Genomic DNA, 20,027 nt, shown 5'->3' on the forward strand with positions numbered 1-20,027 from the left:
CTCGATCATCCCGCAACCTTATCGCACACCATTCAGCCCCAGCCGTGTTCGTTGTGAGCCAAAGCGTCGTGCCTGACACTCGAGACCATATCCCTTGGCCTGCTGGAGTTACCGCGATGAATGAGCCTGTGCGTTTCGAAGATAAAGTCGTGATTGTCACCGGCGCCGGTGGCGGCCTCGGACGTGCGCATGCGCTGCTGTTCGCCAGACAGGGCGCCAGGGTGCTGGTCAACGACCTCGGCGGCTCGACACAGGGCGAGGGCGCCAATGCCTCGGCCGCTGACCGCGTGGTGGCGGAAATCCGCGAGGCTGGCGGTATTGCCGAAGCCAATCACGACTCGGTCACTGATGGCGACAAACTGGTGCAGAACGCCCTCGATGTCTTCGGCCGTGTCGATGTGGTGGTCAACAACGCCGGGATCCTGCGCGACAAATCGTTTCACAAGATGGACGACGCCGACTGGGATCTGGTCTATCGCGTCCACGTCGAGGGCGCCTATAAAGTGACCCGCGCCGCATGGCCGCATCTGCGCGAGCAAAACTACGGCCGGGTGATTTTCACCGCGTCGACGTCCGGCATTTACGGCAACTTCGGTCAGTCCAACTACGGCATGGCCAAACTCGGGCTTTACGGATTGACCCGCACCCTGGCGATCGAAGGGCGCAAGAACAACATTCTGGTCAACGCCATCGCCCCCACCGGCGGCACACGCATGACTGAAGGCCTGATCCCGCCACAAGTGTTCGAGCAACTGAAGCCGGAACTGGTCAGCCCGCTGGTGGTATATCTGGCCAGCGAGCAATGCCAGGAAACTTCCGGGCTGTTCGAAGTGGGTGGTGGCTGGATGGGCAAGGTGCGCTGGGAACGCAGCCTCGGTGCCGGCTTCGATCCGCGCGAAGGGTTCTCGCCGGAGGATGTGGCGGCGCACTGGCAGCAGATTTGTGACTTCGAAGGGGCGGCGCATCCGAAGGACAATATTGAAGCGCTGAAGGAAATGATGGCGAATTTGCAGAAGTATTCGATTTGAAGGTAACGGAGCCACCAGCCCTCGTGCCTGGTGGCTCCAGTTTTCAAATGTATCTTTTTTCTGTCATGAACTTGGGCGGCGTCCAGTTAGGTCCTTTGATAGCCAGGCCCTTTTCTCCCTCCAGCAAAATTCCGGCAGCGAAGAGCCGAGAGTACGATGCTTCCAGGGTTCCATACTCCTTGATCAGGTCTCGATTGTGCCGTCTGATCATCATGTCCAGATGTGGCGTTGCCTGAAGTAACGCGAACACAGTGACTATGTCATCCAGAGGTTCATTTTTAACAATCATCTCTACGGTGCTCATTACCACATCTCCTTCAGCAGTTTCTGGTAATCACGTTCTTCCTGCTCCATTGCTGCAGCCAGTGCTTCGGGCGTGTAGAGAAGTGTGGGATCGTCTTTCAACTGGAAATCTTCCAACGTTGCCGTATGCACGTTATTCCAGATCGGTGACCCGATCTCTGGCATCTCGGTATCACCAAAGCCTAAAGCTCTGAATCTTTCGAACTCCCTTATTTCGTGAGTGTAGAAACGTTTGTCAGTGTCGGTGGCTTCGAGTTCTCCACGAGCTATTCGCTCCAGGCGATCAAGCATTACGTCATTGGCAGCTGATTGCGGAAACTTTGAAATATGTAATTTCACGATGTCCGTTCCTTCCGGTGAAACAATGGCTGTTGTCCACTGCAGATCTGATATTTCATCTCCAATCTCGTCAGGGTTGAAACCTCGCCCGCTGTGCTTCCCCTCTTCGGTCGCCCCCTCATAAGGACTGCTGAACACCACATAAAGCGGCTCTATCCCCGAATCAGCCGGAAACACGATGATGAATCGATCCCAGCCTTCAACCAGGATCGGGTTCAGATCCAGCCGCCCTTCAACCGGAACAATGGAAGCGCCGGAATAGGCGGGAGAACCGGTATCCACTATTGGCAAGGCGGTCGATTGGTCTCCCGGCGAGATTGCAGGTGTCCAGGTCAGGAAGTCAGTGGGCGAGTCCGATAGTGCGACCTTGTACACGTCGTTGAGCAAATCGTAAGCGGCATTCAAAACCAGCACACTTGAGCGAATATGGAAGTCATCGCTCGTAGCGACGAACACTTGCGTACCAGCCCCGAGTCGCCTGATGCCTAGCCCGACCTGCACCTCCAAAGTACCTTGCCGGTCTGCGATTTCACGCAGCGTCTCGGCTGGCTCGGACGATAACTCGGCCAGTGGAACGCTCATGGCAAAGCGTTCGCCGTTGCCTAGGGGTGAAGGCGTCAACAGCGCTGCGAATCCCATCAGTACCGGGCTTCCGAACAGTGCCGTGCCCGTCGCTGTCAGGGTCGCTGTTGCCGTGCGTAATGTATTGAGTATTCCCGCCGAGGTAGCCGGGCCGAGCGAGACTGCTGTCGAAGCGAAAGAAACGGCCGGGCCGTTGCTGGCCATTGCTCCAGAAGCCGGAAAGACATGCTTCCTTTCCTCCTGTAACCGAGCCTGTTCTGCCACATGGGCCAGCGCCGCAGCTTCAGCATCGGCTTGTGCCTCGGCCTGGGCGATTTTCAACGCAGCCAGCCGCTCTTTCTCCCGAGCTTCAGCCTCAGCATTCAGGCGCGCGGTCTCAGCCGCCAGTCGAGCCTGTTCGGCCTCGCGACGCTGTTTCTCCGCCAACGCGGCCAGACGCGCCTGTTCGCGTGCGCGGATTTCTTCCTGCTCCCGGCGCGCCGCTTCGGCAATATCACGCTGGCGCTGTTGCTCCGCGGCAATGCGGGCACGTTCTGCAGCTTGGCGTTGCGCCTGTGCCGCTGCCGCCTGTGCCTGATCCTGGGCCTGTACGGTGGCCAGCCAATTGAGTACGCCAGCCTGTTGCTGGTTGAGCAGCGCCAATGTCTGGCCCAGCAGCCGCGCTTCGTGGGCGGCCCGAAAGGACTCGCTCCACAACGCTCTGCTGCGGACCGCTGCGCCATGCGCGCGCCGATTGGCCGATGCCTGATTCAGGTAATCCTTGAAGGTTTTTCCCAACGGATCGCTGCCATAAAATCGGTTGGCGATGGCAGTCTGCCGTTGAAACTCGGCGCTCTTGCGTTGAATCAGCGTGTTCCTGACGCCCACTTCGCGGGCCAGTGCTGCGGCAGGTGGCAGAGGATTCGTCGGCCCTTCCAGCCTGGTCGCCGCCAGTTCGACCTCAATGGTTCGGGGAATCGAGGCGGTTCTTGCGTTGAATTCCTGTTCCACGGCGACTTGCGTTTCATGCATCAATTCACGCGTCTGCGGATTGGCGCCGGCAGGGCCGAACATGCCGCTGTAGGAGTAATTCATGTCGCGTTCTTTGAATGGTTCGAAGCCATCAGGGCCGAGCTCCCTGATATGTACTGGATCCAGTTCTAACGGTGGAGGCTTTTGCATATTCATGTCCTTTTGAATGTGCGTAGTCACTCGCTCGAAAAAAGTGCGCACGGGTGGCGATGACATCCGTGTCACCAGCGAATGGTTGAGGTGTTTCAAGTTACCTCAGAGTGACGGTTATCAAATCCGAGAAGCCCGTCAGTAACAGGGCGTTGTGTTGAAAGGATTTTCGCGGGCTGCTAACCGTGCACAGCGAATTCGTCCGGGCTGCTAGGAAATCTCCGACGCAAGAGTCGGAAGATCTTGCAGAACTGCTTTTCCGCCCTTTTAAACGCCCATAAAAAAGGCCGCTGCAAACGCAGCGGCCAAGGTAAGACGTTGGATCAAGGAGCTACAAATCAACGTCAGTGAACAGCGGGGCGGCAAACCGAAAACATCGATTTATCCAGAATCTGTAGCCAGTCGCTCACGCATCCAGCGTAGCGGGCTTCGTGCTTTCCGACTTGGGTCGGGGAAGCGCGCTCAGAATAAGGTCTCAAGCCTGTAGGAAAAATACCTATTCCAGACATGCACTGTTACGGGGCGCGCAACAGTCGTGTGCCCATGCATGGCGCTGATGATGCGCCATCCAGCCAGTCCATGAACCGCTCCAGGCCCCGCCGTACAAGGCCATTCATCCTTTCGAGCGACAACGCAAATACCTCCTTGGTGCGCTTATCGACCGCTTCACCCGGCAGTAGGGTGGGGCCTTCTGTCACTCACCGGGGAAGACGCATGACAAAAACAACAATGCGCGCCATCTTCACACCGCAGGCGCTGGCCGCTGCGGTAGCTCTGGGTTGCTGCACCCAGGCACACGCGGTTGCCTTCAACATCGGCGAAATCGAGGGCACCTTCGACTCGTCACTGTCGATCGGCGCGAGCTGGGGCCTGCGTGATGCCGACAGTTCGCTGGTCGGCACGGTCAATGGCGGCAGCGGACAATCCTCCACCGGTGACGACGGGCGCCTGAATTTCAAGAAGGGTGAGACCTTCTCGAAAATTTTCAAGGGCATCCACGACCTCGAACTGAAATACGGCGACACCGGCGTGTTCGTCCGTGGCAAATACTGGTACGACTTCGAACTCAAGGACGAAGACCGCGAGTTCAAACAGATCAGCGACAGCGGTCGTAAGGAGGGCGCCAAGTCTTCCGGTGCGCAGATTCTCGATGCCTTCGTCTATCACAACTACGCCATCGCCGATTTGCCTGGGACCGTGCGGGCCGGCAAGCAGGTGGTGAGCTGGGGCGAAAGTACCTTCATCGGTAACTCGATCAACAGCGTCAACCCGATCGACGTCTCGGCATTCCGGCGTCCTGGTGCGGAGATCAAGGAAGGCCTGATCCCGGTGAACATGCTGTTCGGTTCGCAGAGCCTGACCGACAAACTCTCGGTCGAAGGCTTCTATCAACTCGAATGGGACCAGACCGTTCTCGACAACTGCGGCACGTTCTTCGGCGTCGATGTAGCGGCGGACGGTTGCAACAACGGCTACACCGTCGGCAGTCCGGCGGTGGCGCCACTGGTGCCCCTGACCACCGCGTTCGGCCAAGGCATTCAGGTCACCCGCGAAGGCGTGGTGATCCCCCGTGGCGGCGATCGTGACGCGCGGGATTCCGGGCAGTGGGGCACGGCGCTGCGCTGGCTCGGCGAAGACACCGAATACGGCCTCTACTTCATGAACTACCACAGTCGTACGCCAACGGTCGGCACCACCACGGCCGGACTTTCGACACTCGCGGCGTTGCCTGGCATGGTCGGTATCGCCAATGGCCTCGCGCCCGGCAGCGGTGCGGGGCTGGCGCAAAGCGTCATGCTGGGGCGCGGTCAGTACTACCTCGAATATCCGGAAGACATTCGCCTGTACGGCGCCAGTTTCTCAACCACTCTGCCGACGGGCACCGCGTGGACCGGGGAGATCAGCTACCGGCCGAACGCGCCGGTGCAGGTCAACACCAACGATCTGACTCTGGCGCTGGTCAACCCTATTGCCGGCGGCACCGCATCGCCACTTGCCACGTCACCGGGTGCGGACAACAAAGGCTACCGGCGCAAGGAAGTCACGCAGATCCAGAGCACCCTCACGCACTTCTTCGACCAGGTGCTCGGTGCTGAACGCCTGACCGTGGTCGGCGAAGCGGCGGTGGTGCATGTCGGTGGTCTGGAGTCACGCAGTGAGTTGCGTTATGGCCGAGATTCGGTCTACGGCCAGTACGGCTTCGGCGGCGACACTGACGGTTTCGTCACCTCGACATCGTGGGGCTATCGCGCCCGGGCAATTCTCGATTACGCCAACGTCATCGGCGGGATCAACCTCAAGCCCAACCTGTCGTGGTCGCACGACGTCGCCGGTTACGGCCCCAACGGCCTGTTCAACGAAGGCGCTAAAGCCATCAGCTTCGGTGTTGATGCCGACTACCGCAACACCTACACCGCGAGCCTCAGTTACACCGACTTTTTCGGTGGCGATTACAACATCCTCGAAGACCGTGACTTCGTGGCCCTGAGCTTCGGCGTGAACTTCTGATCTGCCCGAGAAGGATGACTGCAATGCGCAAAACGATTCTGCAATGTGGCGTGCTGGCCTTGAGTCTGCTGGCGGCCGACGTGATGGCGGCGGTGTCGCCGGATGAAGCGAACAAACTCGGCACCAGCCTGACCCCGCTCGGTGCCGAGAAGGCCGGTAATGCGGACGGATCGATTCCGGCGTGGACCGGCGGCATCCCGAAGAACGCCGGCGCGGTGGACAGCAAAGGCTTCCTCGCCGACCCCTTCGCCAACGAAAAACCGCTGTTCACCATCACTGCGGCGAACGTCGAGCAATACAAAAGCAAGCTCTCCGATGGCCAGGTGGCGATGTTCAAACGCTACCCGGAAACCTACAGGATCCCGGTTTACCCGACTCACCGCACCGTGGGCGCGCCGGCGGAAATCTACGAGTCGGCCAAGCGCAGCGCGCTGAACGTCAACGCCATCAACGACGGCAACGGTCTGGCCAATTTCACCGGCAACCGCTACTACGCCTTCCCGATTCCGAAGAACGGCGTCGAGGTACTGTGGAATCACATCACCCGCTATCACGGCGGCAATTTGCGGCGGATCATCACCCAGGTCACGCCGCAGACCAATGGCAGCTACACGCCGATCCGCTTCGAGGAAGAGATCGCCGTGCCGCAACTGATGAAGGACATCGACCCGGAAAAAGCCGCCAACGTGCTGACCTTCTTCAAGCAATCGGTGACCGCCCCGGCGCGGCTGGCCGGTAACGTGCTGCTGGTCCATGAAACCCTCGATCAGGTGAAGGAACCGCGTCTGGCGTGGATCTATAACGCCGGTCAGCGCCGGGTCCGGCGCGCGCCGCAAGTGGCTTATGACGGCCCGGGTACCGCTGCCGACGGCCTGCGCACCTCCGACAACTTCGACATGTTCTCCGGCGCGCCGGATCGCTATGACTGGAAACTGGTCGGCAAGAAGGAAATGTACATTCCCTACAACAGCTACAAGCTTGATTCGCCGAAGCTCAAGTACGACGACATCGTCAAGGCCGGGCATATCAATCAGGACCTGACCCGCTACGAACTGCACCGGGTATGGGAAGTGATAGGCACAGTGAAACCGAACGAGCGGCACATCTATGCCAAGCGCCACATGTACATCGACGAGGACAGCTGGCAAGTGGCACTGGCCGATCATTACGACGGCCGCGGGCAACTGTGGCGCGTCGCCGAAGGACACGCGCAGTACTACTACGATCACCAGGCCCAGGCCTACACGCTGGAAGCGCTCTACGACATTATCGCCGGCCGCTACATTGCGTTGGGCATGAAAAACGAGGAGAAGCACAGCTTCGAATTCGGCTTTGAAGCCAAGGCCGCCGACTACACCCCATCGGCCCTGCGCGCCGAGGGCGTGCGCTAACGGTTCTTCAACACCGCTGGACAAAAGGCGACCGCACGGTCGCCTTTTTTATGGTCATCAATCAGCGTGCTGAATACTCGTCAACAAGCTCGCGGTAGAGGGCTAGGGTGAGCGCACAACGATAAGAAGGCTCACCCGATGACCGCCATGACAGCATGCCTGAATCGACCCGGATTTGTGCCCAGGCTTTCTTCACATCATCAGCCTCGCGCTCGCTTGAGCGAACCGTTGCTGGCATCAAGCGCGCGGGTCAGGCTGTTGTGTGCGCCGGCAGGCAGCGGCAAAACCGCGCTGCTGACCGAATGTCTTCTGCAAGTGCGTGCGGAGTGCGAGGCAATCTGGCTGCCGCTGGCGGGAGTTGCGCTCAACCCCGAGGAGTTCTCTCTGCGTCTGACTCGGGCGCTCGGGCTCGTCGAAGGCCTCGACGTTACGCAACTGATGGCGGAGCTGGCAGATTGGTCCAGGCCGACTTCGCTGTTTATCGACGATTACAGTCGTCTGCCGGATCCGGCGCTGGACGCGCTACTGGATCGTTTGCTGGCGGTCAGCAGCCCGGCAATCACCTGGTGGATCAGCACTCGCCGCCGGCCGCAGTGCAACTGGCCGCGCCTGTTGCTCGATGACGAACTCTACGAATCCGAGCACGCCAGCCTGGCGCTGACGCACGATGAAGTTGTATCGGTGTTGTGCCATTTGCCGCCAGACCAGGCGGACCGTGTTGCTACTCGTATCATCCAGCGTACCGGCGGTTGGTGTGCGGGGGCGCGCATGGCACTCCTGCAAAAATGCGACTGGTCGCAAAACCTGCAGCCGCAGCAGCGTGTCGACACTCTGCTCGATTACCTGCAGCACGAACTGTTCAGCAACCTGACGCCGGAGCAGGATGAGGCATGGCGTGTTCTGGCTCAGCTGCCGCGGTTCAACGCGCAGTTATGCGAGCATTTGTTCGGTCCCGGTGAAGGCGCGCAGCTGCTGCATGATCTGCAAGTGCTGGGCTGCTTTATCGAGCCATGGCAACAATCCGCTGACTGGCTACAGGTGTTCAGCCCGCTGTCGCGAATCATGCAGGAGTCACATTGGCCGTGTGCGCGTTCCTGGCACCGGCGCGCCTGTCAGTGGTTCACCGCGACGCAGGATTGGCGAGCAGCGTTCGAGCAGGCGTTGTTGGCCGAGGAGTATGAAACCGCCGTAAGCCTGTTGCAGCATTTGAGCTTCGAAGATTTGTTCGAAGACCAGATCGTGGTCCTGCTGTTGCGCTTGCACGAGCGTCAGAGCCAGCAGCTGACCCTGATGACACCGCAGTTGATCGGGCTGGTCACGGGGGCGTTGCTGTTCGCCGGCCGATTCGAACACGCCGGGCAATGCCTGGCCCATCTTGCCCGATTCATGCCGCAGCCGACAGCGCAGCTGGAGCAGCAATTGCTGGCACGTTGGCAAGCACAACAAGGCTGGCTCTGGCACCTGCAAGGGCAGATGGAGCCGGCGCGCGTCTGTTTTCAGGAGGCGTTGTCGGCGTTGGCTGCCGATGCCTGGCAGGCGCGTTCGATGTGCCTGTCGGCACTGACTCAGCAGGCGTTACTGTGCGGTGAACTCGATCAGGCTCATGCCCTCAACCGTGAAGCTCTGTGCCTGGCGCGTGCGCACGGCTCCTTGCTGTTCGAAGGGTTGCTCGAGCTTGACCATGCGCAATGGCTCGAGCAGCGAGGAGCGCCATTGCGCGCCGAAAGTCTACTGGTGGACATCGAGCACTTGCTGCGCCAGCGCGCCATGGTACCCACGCCGCTGCTGGGCCGGATTGCGCTGCGCCGCGGACGGCTGGCGCTGTGCATGGGCCTTGAAGCGCAGGCTGCGGATCTGTTCAGCCGCGGCCTTGAAGATTGCTTGCGCAGTCGAGACAAACGCGTCTTGTATGGTTACTTGGGGCAGGCGCAACTGGCCGGCAATCGAGGCGATTATGCCCGGGCTTTTGAACGCCTGCGCGAGGCCGAGAGGGTCATGCAGCAGCGACAGATTCCCGATACGGTCTATCGCGGTGTCGTGTTGCAGGTCAGCAGCCAGTTCTGGTTGCAGCAGGGCCGGCCGCAACGGGTGCAGGAGGCGTTGAGCCGGCTGTTACGGCATTACCGCGGCCCTTGTGCCCTGCAGGCGCCTCCTGCGACCTTCGAGCTGATTACCCGTATCGAATATCTGCTGGCCTGCGCGAATGCACAGTTGAATCCATGCGACAACACTCTGCCGACGGTAGAAAGATTGTTAAAAAGGGCCCAGGCGAAGGGCATGCTGACGATGGAGACTGAGCTGCTCCTGGTCATTGCGCAGCTGGCCGAGTCGCAGGGCAGCAGTGCAATGGCGCAGCAAGCTCTACACCGCGCGCGGATGCTGGCCGAGCGCTGTTTTCTGCATCAAGCCATGCGGGAGTGGCAATTGCGCCGGGGTCATGTAGTTACAGGGCCGCTCATGGCAGTTGCGACTTCGCAACCTGAGGGTGACGGCCCTTCCTCAGGCCTTAGTCGCCGGGAACGCGAAGTGCTTGTGTTGATTGCCCAGGGTGCTTCGAATCAGCAAGTTGCCGATCAACTTTATATATCGTTACATACGGTCAAGACGCATGCCAGACGAATTAACGGTAAGTTGGGTGTGGAACGCAGGACCCAAGCTGTAGCGAGGGCAAAGGCAATGGGTATATTGGGCTAGGAAGTTATGGTGGTGTTGGCGTTGTTATGTCTTTTTGTTGTGCATGGTTTGTAAAGCATTGGCGCTATAGGTTAGTTGGAAAAAGATTTACCTTGCAACTATCTGCAGTGGCTGCAATACGCAGCTCTGGATAATCGAGCAAGGACATGCTGTGAGTAAGTTATTCAAAAGTTTGATGCGCAATTCTTTTGCTGAGCTGGTTTCCTGGACTGATGAGTGGGAGAAGGCGAGTCGGGCCAAGTCCGACCTTTATGCAATTATCGATAATATTCCGACTGTTCGGACTATTTTACGTAATATGCTCGAAAGCGAATTGAAGCGTTTAGGTAAGAGCATTGATATCGATAAGGTCTATGTCAATGCGGACAATGCTTTTCCTGCCAGCAAAAACCGCCCGACGGGTACGCTTCATGAAGTGGTTTTTGATTGTCTGAATAACAATGTGACGCCTGCCTACATCCATGGCGGTGACGGAGTTTTTTTTCTGCCTGATACACTGAATGATCAATTCAAAGTCAGCGGGCTGAATCTTTTGATTGTTGAGGATTTGATTGAATTCGCCTCTGCGGGACTGGAAAAAAGACTGCGAACCGAGCTGCAAAGGTTTTGGGCGGCTGCGGTGCATTCCCCACATGGCGACAGCGCGGTGTTGTCCAATAAGCAGGCGTTTATCCAGGCTTATGGCTTGCTCACAAGTGCAGAGTTGTCGCTGTCGGTCATGGCCAACAACTTTGACGTGCAATGGGGCGAGCGTTTCGCTTGTCTGCTCGACTCGGAGAGCGGCCAGGGAATGTATGAAGTCAATCTGCGGGGAGGGCGGGATTATCTCGAATCGCTGCAGCCCTGTTTCGTCCTCGACAACGCCGAGCGTTCGGATGCAGGAATGACGCTGGTTGATGAGTCAACCGGTTACCTCATGCACACGCCGGAAAACGGCTTCGAATTTTTCGAAAAAAACACCGACGTGCATAGCAAGCTACAAGCTCGATTGTCCGTGGACAGCAGTCAGATCCAGTACCTCAAAGCCACGCAAGGTCTGCATGCCTATTGTGCTGAGGTGCATCTCAAAGGCCAGCTGGAAAGTGTCTCGTCGCTCTTGGAAAGCCGTGATCAGCTGGAAACTACGCTGATGTCGGTGCTGCAGGATAATCAGCGCATGCACGTGCTGCGTTACGGACTGGACACCCGCTTCCTGTTGTTGTGGGCCGCATTGAAGCGTACAGAGTGGCCGCATTGGGTGAAGAATGCTGGCAACGCCGTTCAAAAACGCTACAGCGAACTGGAGGACTCGAAGGATCAATATCAGATCGAGTTTCAAACGGCCTTCAACGCATGCTTCTCGTTCAAGGATTACGTACTGCGTACGTTTTCCGAGTGGGCAGACAGGGGGCTGGGCGAAACGCTTGATCCGGAAGCAATCACTGTACAGAGCTCGTACACCTTGCAAATTGCAGGTCGCAGCATTGAACAGGAAGAGTCGCGAACGCTCACTGAGTTCATCGTCGTCGGTCTGCATGATAATGCTCACAAAGCCCAACTGAAGATTATCGGCGTCCCAAGCGGTAGCCGCTTTACTGCCAGTGCGCTTGAGCAATGGCTAGAGCATCGAAACTTGCGTCTGGATTTTGCAGGCGATCTTGCACCTTATCCTTCCGGTGATTATCAGGCCGCCTATCGTGACTATTTTTTCAGTCTGATGGAGTTTGCACTGTTTATCGCTCGCGAGTCGGGTGAGTTCAACGACACGGATGCGAAAGTGATTAATCGCGCGCTGGCCAGCGATGCCTCGGTCAAGATTCGCGGCTTGAAATTCTGGCAGGGGCCAGCATTGAAAGAGGTATTGGTATTTACTGCGCAAGGATACTCAGGCTATCTCGTGTTTCTGCCAAACGCTGACGGCGCGTTCATTTTTCGCAAGTTTTCCAATGTCTTCGATATGAACACCTCGGTTGAGGCCGCTCTATCTGCGGACCGTGAATACGCGGCATTGTTGATTCATCCCGATTATCTGCACGAGGCGGGTGTCTCGCTCGGTGGCCACGGTTATCGTTACAAACTGGAAGCCACGCAGGCGGATTTGTACCTGGATGCCAAAGCGCCATTGGCTGACTATGTCAATGTCGCTTACCGGGCAGAGCTTGCCCTGCACAAGGCAATTGCACCGGTTGGTTATCGAGCACTGGGAGTCGAAGGCCGCAAGCGTTATACCCGGTTCCAGACCGAGTACAAGGCACTCTCGACCGTTGATACGCGAGACAACGGCTTTCCTTCATTCGAGCAATTCACTCATGACTCAGTGAAAATCCAGATCGAGGAGCTTCTACGCACTCGTGGAGTGCAGGTAAACGTTGATCCTGATCGGATAATTGTGCAGACCGAAGAGTTTCGCAAAAGCGTCACTGATCTCCTGATTGAAGGACTCTCCTTTTATGCGGTAGATCCTGCCTTTGAAACCAAATTCAGCCCAAAATATTATTTACTGAATGGCCAGCAGGCCATCGACAAACTGGATATTCGCGATCTTTCATCGTTGTCGAGAACGTTTCGCCCCGGCGATCGCTATGCCGCGATGCTGAAAGAACAATACCTGGACAAAGCACATCCCGACTACGCATTCAAGCGGGCTGTCCACGCCCGGAAAGTTCGTTCTGAAATGTATTGCAACGCATTTGCCGATTTTACCAATGGCAGGTTGTCAATTGAGGTTTTTGCAGCTGTTCAGCGAGTTATCAATAGCCTTAAAGAAAGCGGCGGTTATCAACCGGTCACAGATAATCTCGGCGAGGGGGATGAAGGTGTTTATAAGTTCAATATCTGGAATCTGGGTTTAACGACAGCCTGGGACCGTACGGTGGGCGGTGTCTATATATTCCGCATTAAACTATCGTCGGGATTCTATGACTTGCTCTATACACCTGACGCTCCCGATCTTGTCAGCTTTCGACCTATAGCGGAATTTATTCCCTCGATTCGTTTTCGCCAAGGCCCGTTCAGGGAGTATTACATCAAGCGGATACTGCTCGTTGATCAAAAGGTGATCAACGATTATTTTGACGACCTTGTCGCGACTCTTGATAACAAGCCGGTGATCAGCACGCAGAACCGGGCGAAACTGCCCGACCTGTATACTTTTCATGATGAGCATGTTCGGCGCGTGCTCAGTGATATCGATGAGCGTACCACCAGCTTGAACGAGATGATCGCCGGTCTCATTTACGATAACGTGTTGAAAGCCGCGAGCGTTGTAAGCCTGCTGGTACCTCCGATCGGTACGGTGGTAGTGGCCGTTCAGATGATGAAGAGCCTGTACGACGGCGCACAGGCGCACAGGCGTGGTGATTACTCCGCCGCGCTGGGTCATGTAAAAGACATGGTGATCGGACTGGTGACGCTGGGCAAAGCCGCAGCGGCGGGCGCCCCTGTCAAAACAGTCAACCAGGCGCAACGGTCGTTCCTCAGTTTATTCAAGGATGCGCGTACGGTCGCGGAATTGGCGACTTATTACACTGGCCACGACACACCGAAAGAAGTTCTGGTCGGGTTCTTCAACACGCTGATGAACAGCGCCGATACGGCATTGAGTAAGACAACGGTGCACTGAGTTTTCAGCACTCACATTGTTTTTTCATGAGTCAATACGCTGACTTTTCATACCCCATGCGCCAACTCACGGCCCGCGTCGCAGCCAATAACCGCTGCGCCGCCGGGCCGTTTTCGTCGGCATGAAACAGCGAGGTCGGGCCGACGATGGTCAGTACTGCAGCGACCTGGCCGACGGCGTTGAACACCGGCGCAGAAAGCGCATCCACACCCGGCATCAACAAACCGTGAACATGATGCAGACCGCGTTCGCGGATCTGTTCACACAGCGCTGCAAATGTTTTTTCGTCTTTGAGCGGATGATTGCCAACAGCAATTTCCTGCTCGCGCAACTCGTCGGTTTCGCGTTGCGGCAAATAGGCGCTGAACACCAGCCCGGTCGAAGAGCTGAGCAACGGCAACACCGAGCCCAGTTGCGTGACCACCGTCACCGCACGTACCGCCGGTTCGATGTGCACAACAGTTGCGCCCTGATTGCCCCATACCGCGAGGAAGCAGGTTTCGTTGAGGTCATCGCGCAACTCGGACAGCGGCAGGGCGGCGACTTTCAGCACGTCCATGCTGTTGAGTGCGGCCAGGCCCACGCGTAATGCCTCGCGACCGAGACCGTAGTGGTTGGTGGCGGCATTCTGTTCGGCAAATCCCGAGGCAATCAGTGCCTGCAAATAGCGATGCACCTTGCTCGCCGGCATCTGCACGTGTTCGGCCAGACGCGACAGGGAGGTCGACGGTGACAACTCGGCGAGGGCCTTGAGTATGTCGGTGCCGACCTCGGCGGAGCGGACTTTCTGTTTGCCGTTGCTGTCGCTGGTTTTTTCCATGGGGATGGCGGTTCCGGTTCGAATGGGCGTCTTTATAGCTTGACGCTGAATAGCGAGCAAATTACGTTATGCGTAATCAGATTACGATAATAACAACCCCGGCGTGCCGAGACCTCTGAGCCAGAGCGATTGGCCACTGCCGACTCCCTGTTCAGGAGGCGCCATGAACCTCGATTCAACCGCGCAGGCCTTGGCTTATCAGTCAGGCTTCGGCAACGAATTCAGCACTGAAGCGTTGCCCGGCGCGCTGCCCGTTGGCCAGAATTCCCCGCAAAAAGCCCCGTACGGCCTGTATACCGAACTGTTCTCCGGCACTGCGTTCACCATGCCGCGCAGCGAAGCGCGACGTACCTGGATGTACCGGATTCAGCCGTCGGCCAATCACCCGGCGTTCGTCAGGCTGGAGCGGCAATTGGCGGGGGGACCGTTGGGTGAAGTGACACCCAATCGTCTGCGCTGGAATCCACTGGATCTGCCGACCGAGCCGACGGATTTCATCGACGGTCTGGTCAGCATGGCCGCCAACGCTGGCGCCGAGAAACCGTCCGGCATCAGCATTTACAACTACGTCGCCAACCGTTCGATGGAGCGTGTGTTCTTCAACGCCGACGGTGAAATGCTGCTGGTGCCGCAACTGGGCCGGCTGCGCATCGCCACCGAACTGGGGGTGTTGGAAGTTGCGCCGCTGGAGATCGTGGTGCTGCCGCGTGGCCTGAAATTCCGCGTCGAACTGCTTGATCCGCAGGCGCGCGGTTACCTCGCCGAGAACCATGGCGCGCCGTTGCGCCTGCCGGATCTAGGGCCGATCGGCAGCAACGGTCTGGCCAATCCGCGGGATTTCCTCACGCCGGTCGCCGCCTACGAAAACCTGCAGCAACCCACCACACTGGTGCAGAAATTCCTTGGCCAGTTATGGGGAACCGAACTCAATCATTCACCGCTCAATGTGGTCGCCTGGCACGGCAACAACGTGCCGTACAAATACGACCTGCGCCGTTTCAACACTATCGGCACGGTGAGTTTCGATCACCCCGATCCGTCGATCTTCACGGTGCTGACTTCGCCGACCAGCGTGCACGGTCTGGCCAACCTTGATTTCGTGATCTTCCCGCCACGCTGGATGGTCGCCGAAAACACCTTCCGGCCGCCGTGGTTCCATCGCAACCTGATGAACGAATTCATGGGCCTGATCCAGGGCGAATACGACGCCAAGGCAGAAGGCTTCGTGCCCGGCGGCGCGTCGCTGCACAGCTGCATGAGTGCTCACGGCCCCGACGGCGAAACCTGCACCAAAGCGATCAATGCCGAACTTGCCCCTGCGAAGATCGACAACACCATGGCCTTCATGTTCGAGACCAGTCAGGTGCTGCGCCCAAGCCGCTTCGCCCTCGACTGCCCGCAACTGCAATCCACTTACGATGCTTGCTGGGCGACGCTGCCCGCGACGTTCGACCCGACCCGGAGATAACCCATGACGCAGAATTCCATCACCCGCAGCTGGGTCGCTTCGGCCAATGGTCACAGCGATTTCCCCTTGCAGAACCTGCCGCTGGGCGTGTTCAGCCTGAGCGGTTCGACGCCCCGTGCGGGCGTGGCGATCGGCGAGCACATCTTCGATTTGCAAGTCGCGCTTGAGGCCGGTCTGTTCGACGATGTCGCACGCAGTGCAGTGGAAGCCATGCATGGCGGGCAGTTGAACGCGTTCTTCGAACTCGGCCGTGAGGCCAGGGCTGCTCTGCGCGAACGCCTGCTGGAATTGTTCAGCGAAGGCAGTACGCACCGTGGTGCTATCGAAGCGCAGGGCGCGAAACTGCTGCCACTGGCCGCCGATTGCCAGATGCATCTGCCGGCGCGGATCAGCGATTACACCGACTTCTATGTCGGCATCGAGCACGCGCAGAACGTTGGCAAACTGTTCCGCCCGGACAACCCGCTGCTGCCGAACTACAAGCACGTGCCGATCGGTTACCACGGTCGCGCCTCCACGGTGCGAGCGTCGGGCACCGAGGTGCGCCGGCCGAAAGGCCAAACCCTGCCGGCCGGGCAGACCGAGCCGGTATTCGGCCCGTGTGCGCGTCTGGATTACGAACTGGAACTGGGCATCTGGATCGGCCCGGGCAACGAGATGGGCGAGCCGATTGCCATCGGCGACGCCGCCGAGCACATCGCCGGTTTCTGTCTGCTCAATGACTGGTCGGCACGGGATATCCAGGCCTGGGAATACCAGCCGCTCGGGCCGTTTCTGTCGAAGAGTTTCATCACCAGCGTCTCGCCCTGGGTGGTAACGGCCGAAGCACTCGAGCCGTTCCGCACCGCGCAACCGGCGCGCCCTGAAGGTGATCCGCAGCCGCTGCCGTATCTGCTCGACAAGCGCGATCAGGACGGCGGCGCCTTCGATATCGAACTGGAAGTGCTGCTGCGTACCGAAACCATGCGCGAGCAGAACTTGCCGGCTCATCGTTTGACACTGAGCAACACCCGTTACATGTACTGGACCGTGGCGCAAATGGTCGCGCATCACAGCGTCAACGGTTGCCAGCTGCAGGCCGGTGACCTGTTCGGTTCGGGCACGCTGTCTGGCCCGGAAAACGGGCAGTTCGGCAGCCTGCTGGAAATCACCGAGGGCGGTAAGAAACCGATCGAACTGGCCTCCGGCGAGGTGCGCAAATTCCTCGAGGACGGTGACGAAATCATCCTGCGCGCGCGCTGCGCCCGCGACGGTTTCGCCCCGATCGGCTTCGGCGAATGTCGCGGCATCGTGATTGCGGCGCGCTGACAGGAGCGGCTCATGGATCTCTTTACCTATTACCGCTCCACTTCGTCGTACCGGGTGCGGATTGCGCTGGCGTTGAAGGGACTTGATTACCAGGCGCTGCCGGTCAACCTGATCGCACCGCCGGGTGGCGAGCATCGGCAAGCGGCGTATCTGGCAATCAATCCGCAGGGCCGAGTGCCGGCGCTGCGCACCGATGACGGCGCGGTGCTGATTCAATCGCCGGCGATCATCGAGTACCTGGAGGAGCGTTATCCACAGGTGCCGTTGCTGCCGGATGATCTGGTGGCGCGTGCGCAGGTGCGCGCTGTCGCAGCGGTGATCGGCTGCGATGTGCATCCGCTGCACAACGTCAGCGTGCTCAATCGCCTGCGTCAGTCGGGGCATGATGAGGCGCAGGTGGTGGAGTGGATCAGCCACTGGATCAGCCAGGGTCTGGCGACGGTGGAGCAGTTGATCGGTGACAGTGGCTTTTGTTTTGGCGAGTGGCCGTGCGTGGCGGACGTGTATCTGGTTGCGCAGTTGTATGCGGCAGAGCGGTTCAATGTCAGCCTCGAGGCGTATCCGAAAATCCGCCGTGTGGCTGCGTTGGCGGCTGAACATCCGGCGTTCATCAAGGCGCATCCTGCCAATCAGCCAGATACTCCGTAACCCTGTGGGAGCGGTTAATGTACGACGGAGTTGGGCGGCAGGTGGCCGAGGCGTTCGGTCAGGCGCAGGCGCTGGATCGGGTCTTCGCTGAGCAACAGCGCGTGTTCCAGATCGAAGCGCTCGGCGTTGGGGCAATCCAGCCGTTGATACAAGCTGGCGCGAGCCATGTAGTCGGCGGCCTTGGCGCCGCCCAGCTCGAGTACCCGTTCCGCGTCGATCAGCGCGGCGATGAAGTTGTCGTGGGTCAAGTGCAATTGCCGCAGGTTGCGCGACAGGCGCTGGAGCATCTGCACCGGCGTTGCCGTCAGCAGATGCTCGGCGCTGAGCTGCATGTTCGGCCCGTACTGGCGCTGCAACAATTCGCGACAGTCATTGGGATACAACCGCCGCCCGCCGCAAGGGTCGAGCAAATGATCGGCACCGGGAACCCGAAGCAGAAAATGCCCGGGAAAATTCACCCCGACCAGAGGAATCTCCAGGCCGTGGGCCAACTCCAGCGCAATCAACGCCAGTGCCAGCGGCTGCCCGCGTTGGGTGTGCAAGACGCGATGCAGCAGCGCCGCCTGTGGACGCAGCGGCAGGAAATCATCCTGGGCAAAACCGAGATCGACCATGCGCCGCAACAGCGGTTGCGCCAGTTCGCTGACGGGAAGCATCGGCAGGCCATAGCTGACGCGTAGCTGCAGGTCCTTGAAAGTACGCAGCCAGGCGTCGGGTTCGAGGGTTTTGTCGTGCTCGGCACTTATCCACAGCGCAGCTTCCAGCAGGGCTGGCGGCGAGCGGTGCAGGCAGTCGAAAAAGCGTTGGCGCGGACTCATTTAAATCTCCCTCCAATGCCTCGTTTTAGCCCCGTCCGGGTTGTTCGTCCAGTGGCTGACGTCCTGAGTGCGAGTTATGGCCGCCTGACATTGTCCGCTCGGCGGCTCATGGCGGCGCGCGCCAGCAATTTTCAGGGGCAAGCCTATACTGGCGTTCTACAAGAAGTGATTCGGGGAGCCTGTCGATGTTCGCTCTCATGCAAAGCACTCGCCTGGAATCGCTGCACCTGAGCGTGGACCCGGTTAGCGGGTTGAAGGCGGTCATTGCCATTCATAACAGCCATCTGGGGCCTGCCCTGGGCGGGTGCCGTTACCTTGCCTATCCCAACGACGAATCCGCGGTCGAGGACGCCATTCGCCTGGCGCAAAACATGAGCTACAAAGCGGCACTCGCCGGCCTTGCGCAGGGTGGTGGGGTGGCGGTAATCGTGCGGCCGATCCATGTCGAGAATCGCGGCGCGTTGTTCGAAGCTTTCGGTCGTTGCATTGAGCAGCTCGACGGCCGCTACATCACCGCCATCGACAGCGGTACCTCGGTGGCGGATATGGACTGCATCGCCCAGCAGACCCGCCACGTTACCAGCACCACTTCGGCAGGCGACCCGGCACCGCATGCCGCCATGGGTGTGTTCACCGGAATTCGCGCGACGGCAATGGCGCGCCTGGGCAGCGACAACCTCGAGGGTTTGCGCATCGCCATTCAGGGGCTTGGCAATGTCGGTTATGCGCTCGCGGAGCAACTGCACGCTGCCGGCGCCGAGTTGCTGGTCAGTGACATCGACCACGGCAAGGTGCAACTGGCGATGGAACAGCTCAATGCCCATCCGATCGCCAACGATGCGCTGCTCAGCACGCCTTGCGACATTCTTGCGCCGTGCGGGTTGGGCGGTGTGCTCAACAGTCATTCAGTGTCACAGCTACGATGTTCGGCAGTTGCCGGCTCGGCTAACAATCAACTTTCCCATCTGGACGTGGCGGATCAACTGGAACGGCGCGGGATTCTTTATGCGCCGGATTATGTGATCAATGCCGGCGGGCTCATCTACGTTTCGCTGAAACATCGTGGCGAGGAGTTGCCGACCATCACTGCGCATCTTTCGAAGATCAGTTCGCGGTTGACCGAAGTGTTTGCTCACGCCCAGGCGGAAAAACGTTCGCCGGCGCGGGTAGCGGATGAGTTGGCCGAAAAGGTCTTGTATCGCTGAAAAGCAAAAGATCGCAGCCTTCGGCAGCTCCTACAATCGGAATGTAGGAGCTGCCGAAGGCTGCGATCTTTCTGATTACTTCGGCGCTTTCGCTGCTTTGGCGGGCTTTGCCGGTGCCTCGTCAGGTTCTGCAACTTCGGTCTTTTCCACGGG

General features: G+C 58.8%; 13 protein-coding genes. 9 read left to right on the forward strand and 4 right to left on the reverse strand.

From position 1 onward, the window contains the following. The first annotated feature begins 116 nt into the window (after nucleotides 1–116). Nucleotides 117–1,028, forward strand: coding sequence for an SDR family oxidoreductase (locus AC0Z4S_RS09325; RefSeq protein ID WP_101159275.1), 912 nt, complete (start codon nucleotides 117–119; stop codon nucleotides 1,026–1,028). 43 nt (nucleotides 1,029–1,071) lie between these two features. On the opposite strand, the gene AC0Z4S_RS09330 is transcribed toward AC0Z4S_RS09325, so the two are convergent. After that, nucleotides 1,072–1,332, reverse strand: a complete 261-nt coding sequence (locus tag AC0Z4S_RS09330) for a hypothetical protein (protein WP_471877458.1) — start codon at nucleotides 1,330–1,332, stop codon at nucleotides 1,072–1,074. After that, nucleotides 1,332–3,326 (reverse strand): S-type pyocin domain-containing protein, encoded by a 1,995-nt coding sequence (locus AC0Z4S_RS09335; RefSeq protein WP_485622761.1) that lies wholly within the window; start codon nucleotides 3,324–3,326, stop codon nucleotides 1,332–1,334. The genes AC0Z4S_RS09330 and AC0Z4S_RS09335 overlap by 1 nt, the downstream gene beginning before the upstream one ends. A gap of 801 nt (nucleotides 3,327–4,127) precedes the next feature. On the opposite strand from AC0Z4S_RS09335, the gene AC0Z4S_RS09340 reads away from it, so the two are divergent. From AC0Z4S_RS09340 to AC0Z4S_RS09355, 4 genes are all read left to right on the forward strand, one after another. Then, entirely contained in the window at nucleotides 4,128–5,921 is a 1,794-nt protein-coding gene (locus AC0Z4S_RS09340) for a DUF1302 domain-containing protein (RefSeq protein ID WP_485622762.1), read from the forward strand. A gap of 23 nt (nucleotides 5,922–5,944) precedes the next feature. Further along, nucleotides 5,945–7,312 (forward strand): DUF1329 domain-containing protein, encoded by a 1,368-nt coding sequence (locus AC0Z4S_RS09345; RefSeq protein WP_485622763.1) that lies wholly within the window; start codon nucleotides 5,945–5,947, stop codon nucleotides 7,310–7,312. A 138-nt stretch (nucleotides 7,313–7,450) separates the two neighbouring features. Further along, entirely contained in the window at nucleotides 7,451–10,006 is a 2,556-nt protein-coding gene (locus tag AC0Z4S_RS09350) for a LuxR C-terminal-related transcriptional regulator (RefSeq protein ID WP_485622764.1), read from the forward strand. Nucleotides 10,007–10,157: 151 nt separating this feature from the next. After that, nucleotides 10,158–13,607 carry a dermonecrotic toxin domain-containing protein gene (locus AC0Z4S_RS09355; RefSeq protein WP_485622765.1) on the forward strand — a complete coding sequence of 1,150 codons (3,450 nt, stop codon included), beginning with the start codon at nucleotides 10,158–10,160 and terminating at the stop codon, nucleotides 13,605–13,607. Nucleotides 13,608–13,638: 31 nt separating this feature from the next. Here the strand turns inward: AC0Z4S_RS09355 and AC0Z4S_RS09360 are convergent, their stop codons facing one another. Further along, nucleotides 13,639–14,427 (reverse strand): IclR family transcriptional regulator, encoded by a 789-nt coding sequence (locus AC0Z4S_RS09360; protein ID WP_485622766.1) that lies wholly within the window; start codon nucleotides 14,425–14,427, stop codon nucleotides 13,639–13,641. Between the two features lie 163 nt (nucleotides 14,428–14,590). On the opposite strand from AC0Z4S_RS09360, the gene hmgA reads away from it, so the two are divergent. The 3 genes from hmgA to maiA are packed head-to-tail and all read left to right on the forward strand — an operon-like array spanning nucleotide 14,591 to nucleotide 17,851. Beyond that, complete coding sequence (hmgA, locus tag AC0Z4S_RS09365) at nucleotides 14,591–15,895, forward strand: homogentisate 1,2-dioxygenase (protein WP_485622767.1); 1,305 nt, start codon at nucleotides 14,591–14,593, stop codon at nucleotides 15,893–15,895. Between the two features lie 3 nt (nucleotides 15,896–15,898). Then, nucleotides 15,899–17,203: a fumarylacetoacetase gene (fahA, locus tag AC0Z4S_RS09370; protein ID WP_485622768.1), complete on the forward strand. Its 1,305-nt coding sequence runs from the start codon at nucleotides 15,899–15,901 to the stop codon at nucleotides 17,201–17,203. A gap of 12 nt (nucleotides 17,204–17,215) precedes the next feature. Next, nucleotides 17,216–17,851, forward strand: coding sequence for a maleylacetoacetate isomerase (gene maiA, locus AC0Z4S_RS09375; protein WP_485622769.1), 636 nt, complete (start codon nucleotides 17,216–17,218; stop codon nucleotides 17,849–17,851). A gap of 14 nt (nucleotides 17,852–17,865) precedes the next feature. Here the strand turns inward: maiA and AC0Z4S_RS09380 are convergent, their stop codons facing one another. Continuing rightward, the gene (locus AC0Z4S_RS09380; RefSeq protein WP_485622770.1) at nucleotides 17,866–18,669 is read right to left on the reverse strand and encodes a SirB1 family protein; all 804 of its coding nucleotides are present in this window, start codon (nucleotides 18,667–18,669) and stop codon (nucleotides 17,866–17,868) included. 185 nt (nucleotides 18,670–18,854) lie between these two features. On the opposite strand from AC0Z4S_RS09380, the gene AC0Z4S_RS09385 reads away from it, so the two are divergent. Next, nucleotides 18,855–19,874 carry a Glu/Leu/Phe/Val dehydrogenase family protein gene (locus AC0Z4S_RS09385; RefSeq protein ID WP_253499148.1) on the forward strand — a complete coding sequence of 340 codons (1,020 nt, stop codon included), beginning with the start codon at nucleotides 18,855–18,857 and terminating at the stop codon, nucleotides 19,872–19,874. Nucleotides 19,875–20,027: the final 153 nt, after the last annotated feature.

It is taken from the genome of Pseudomonas sp. 1L-B-1-E-C1 (genome assembly GCF_057291835.1).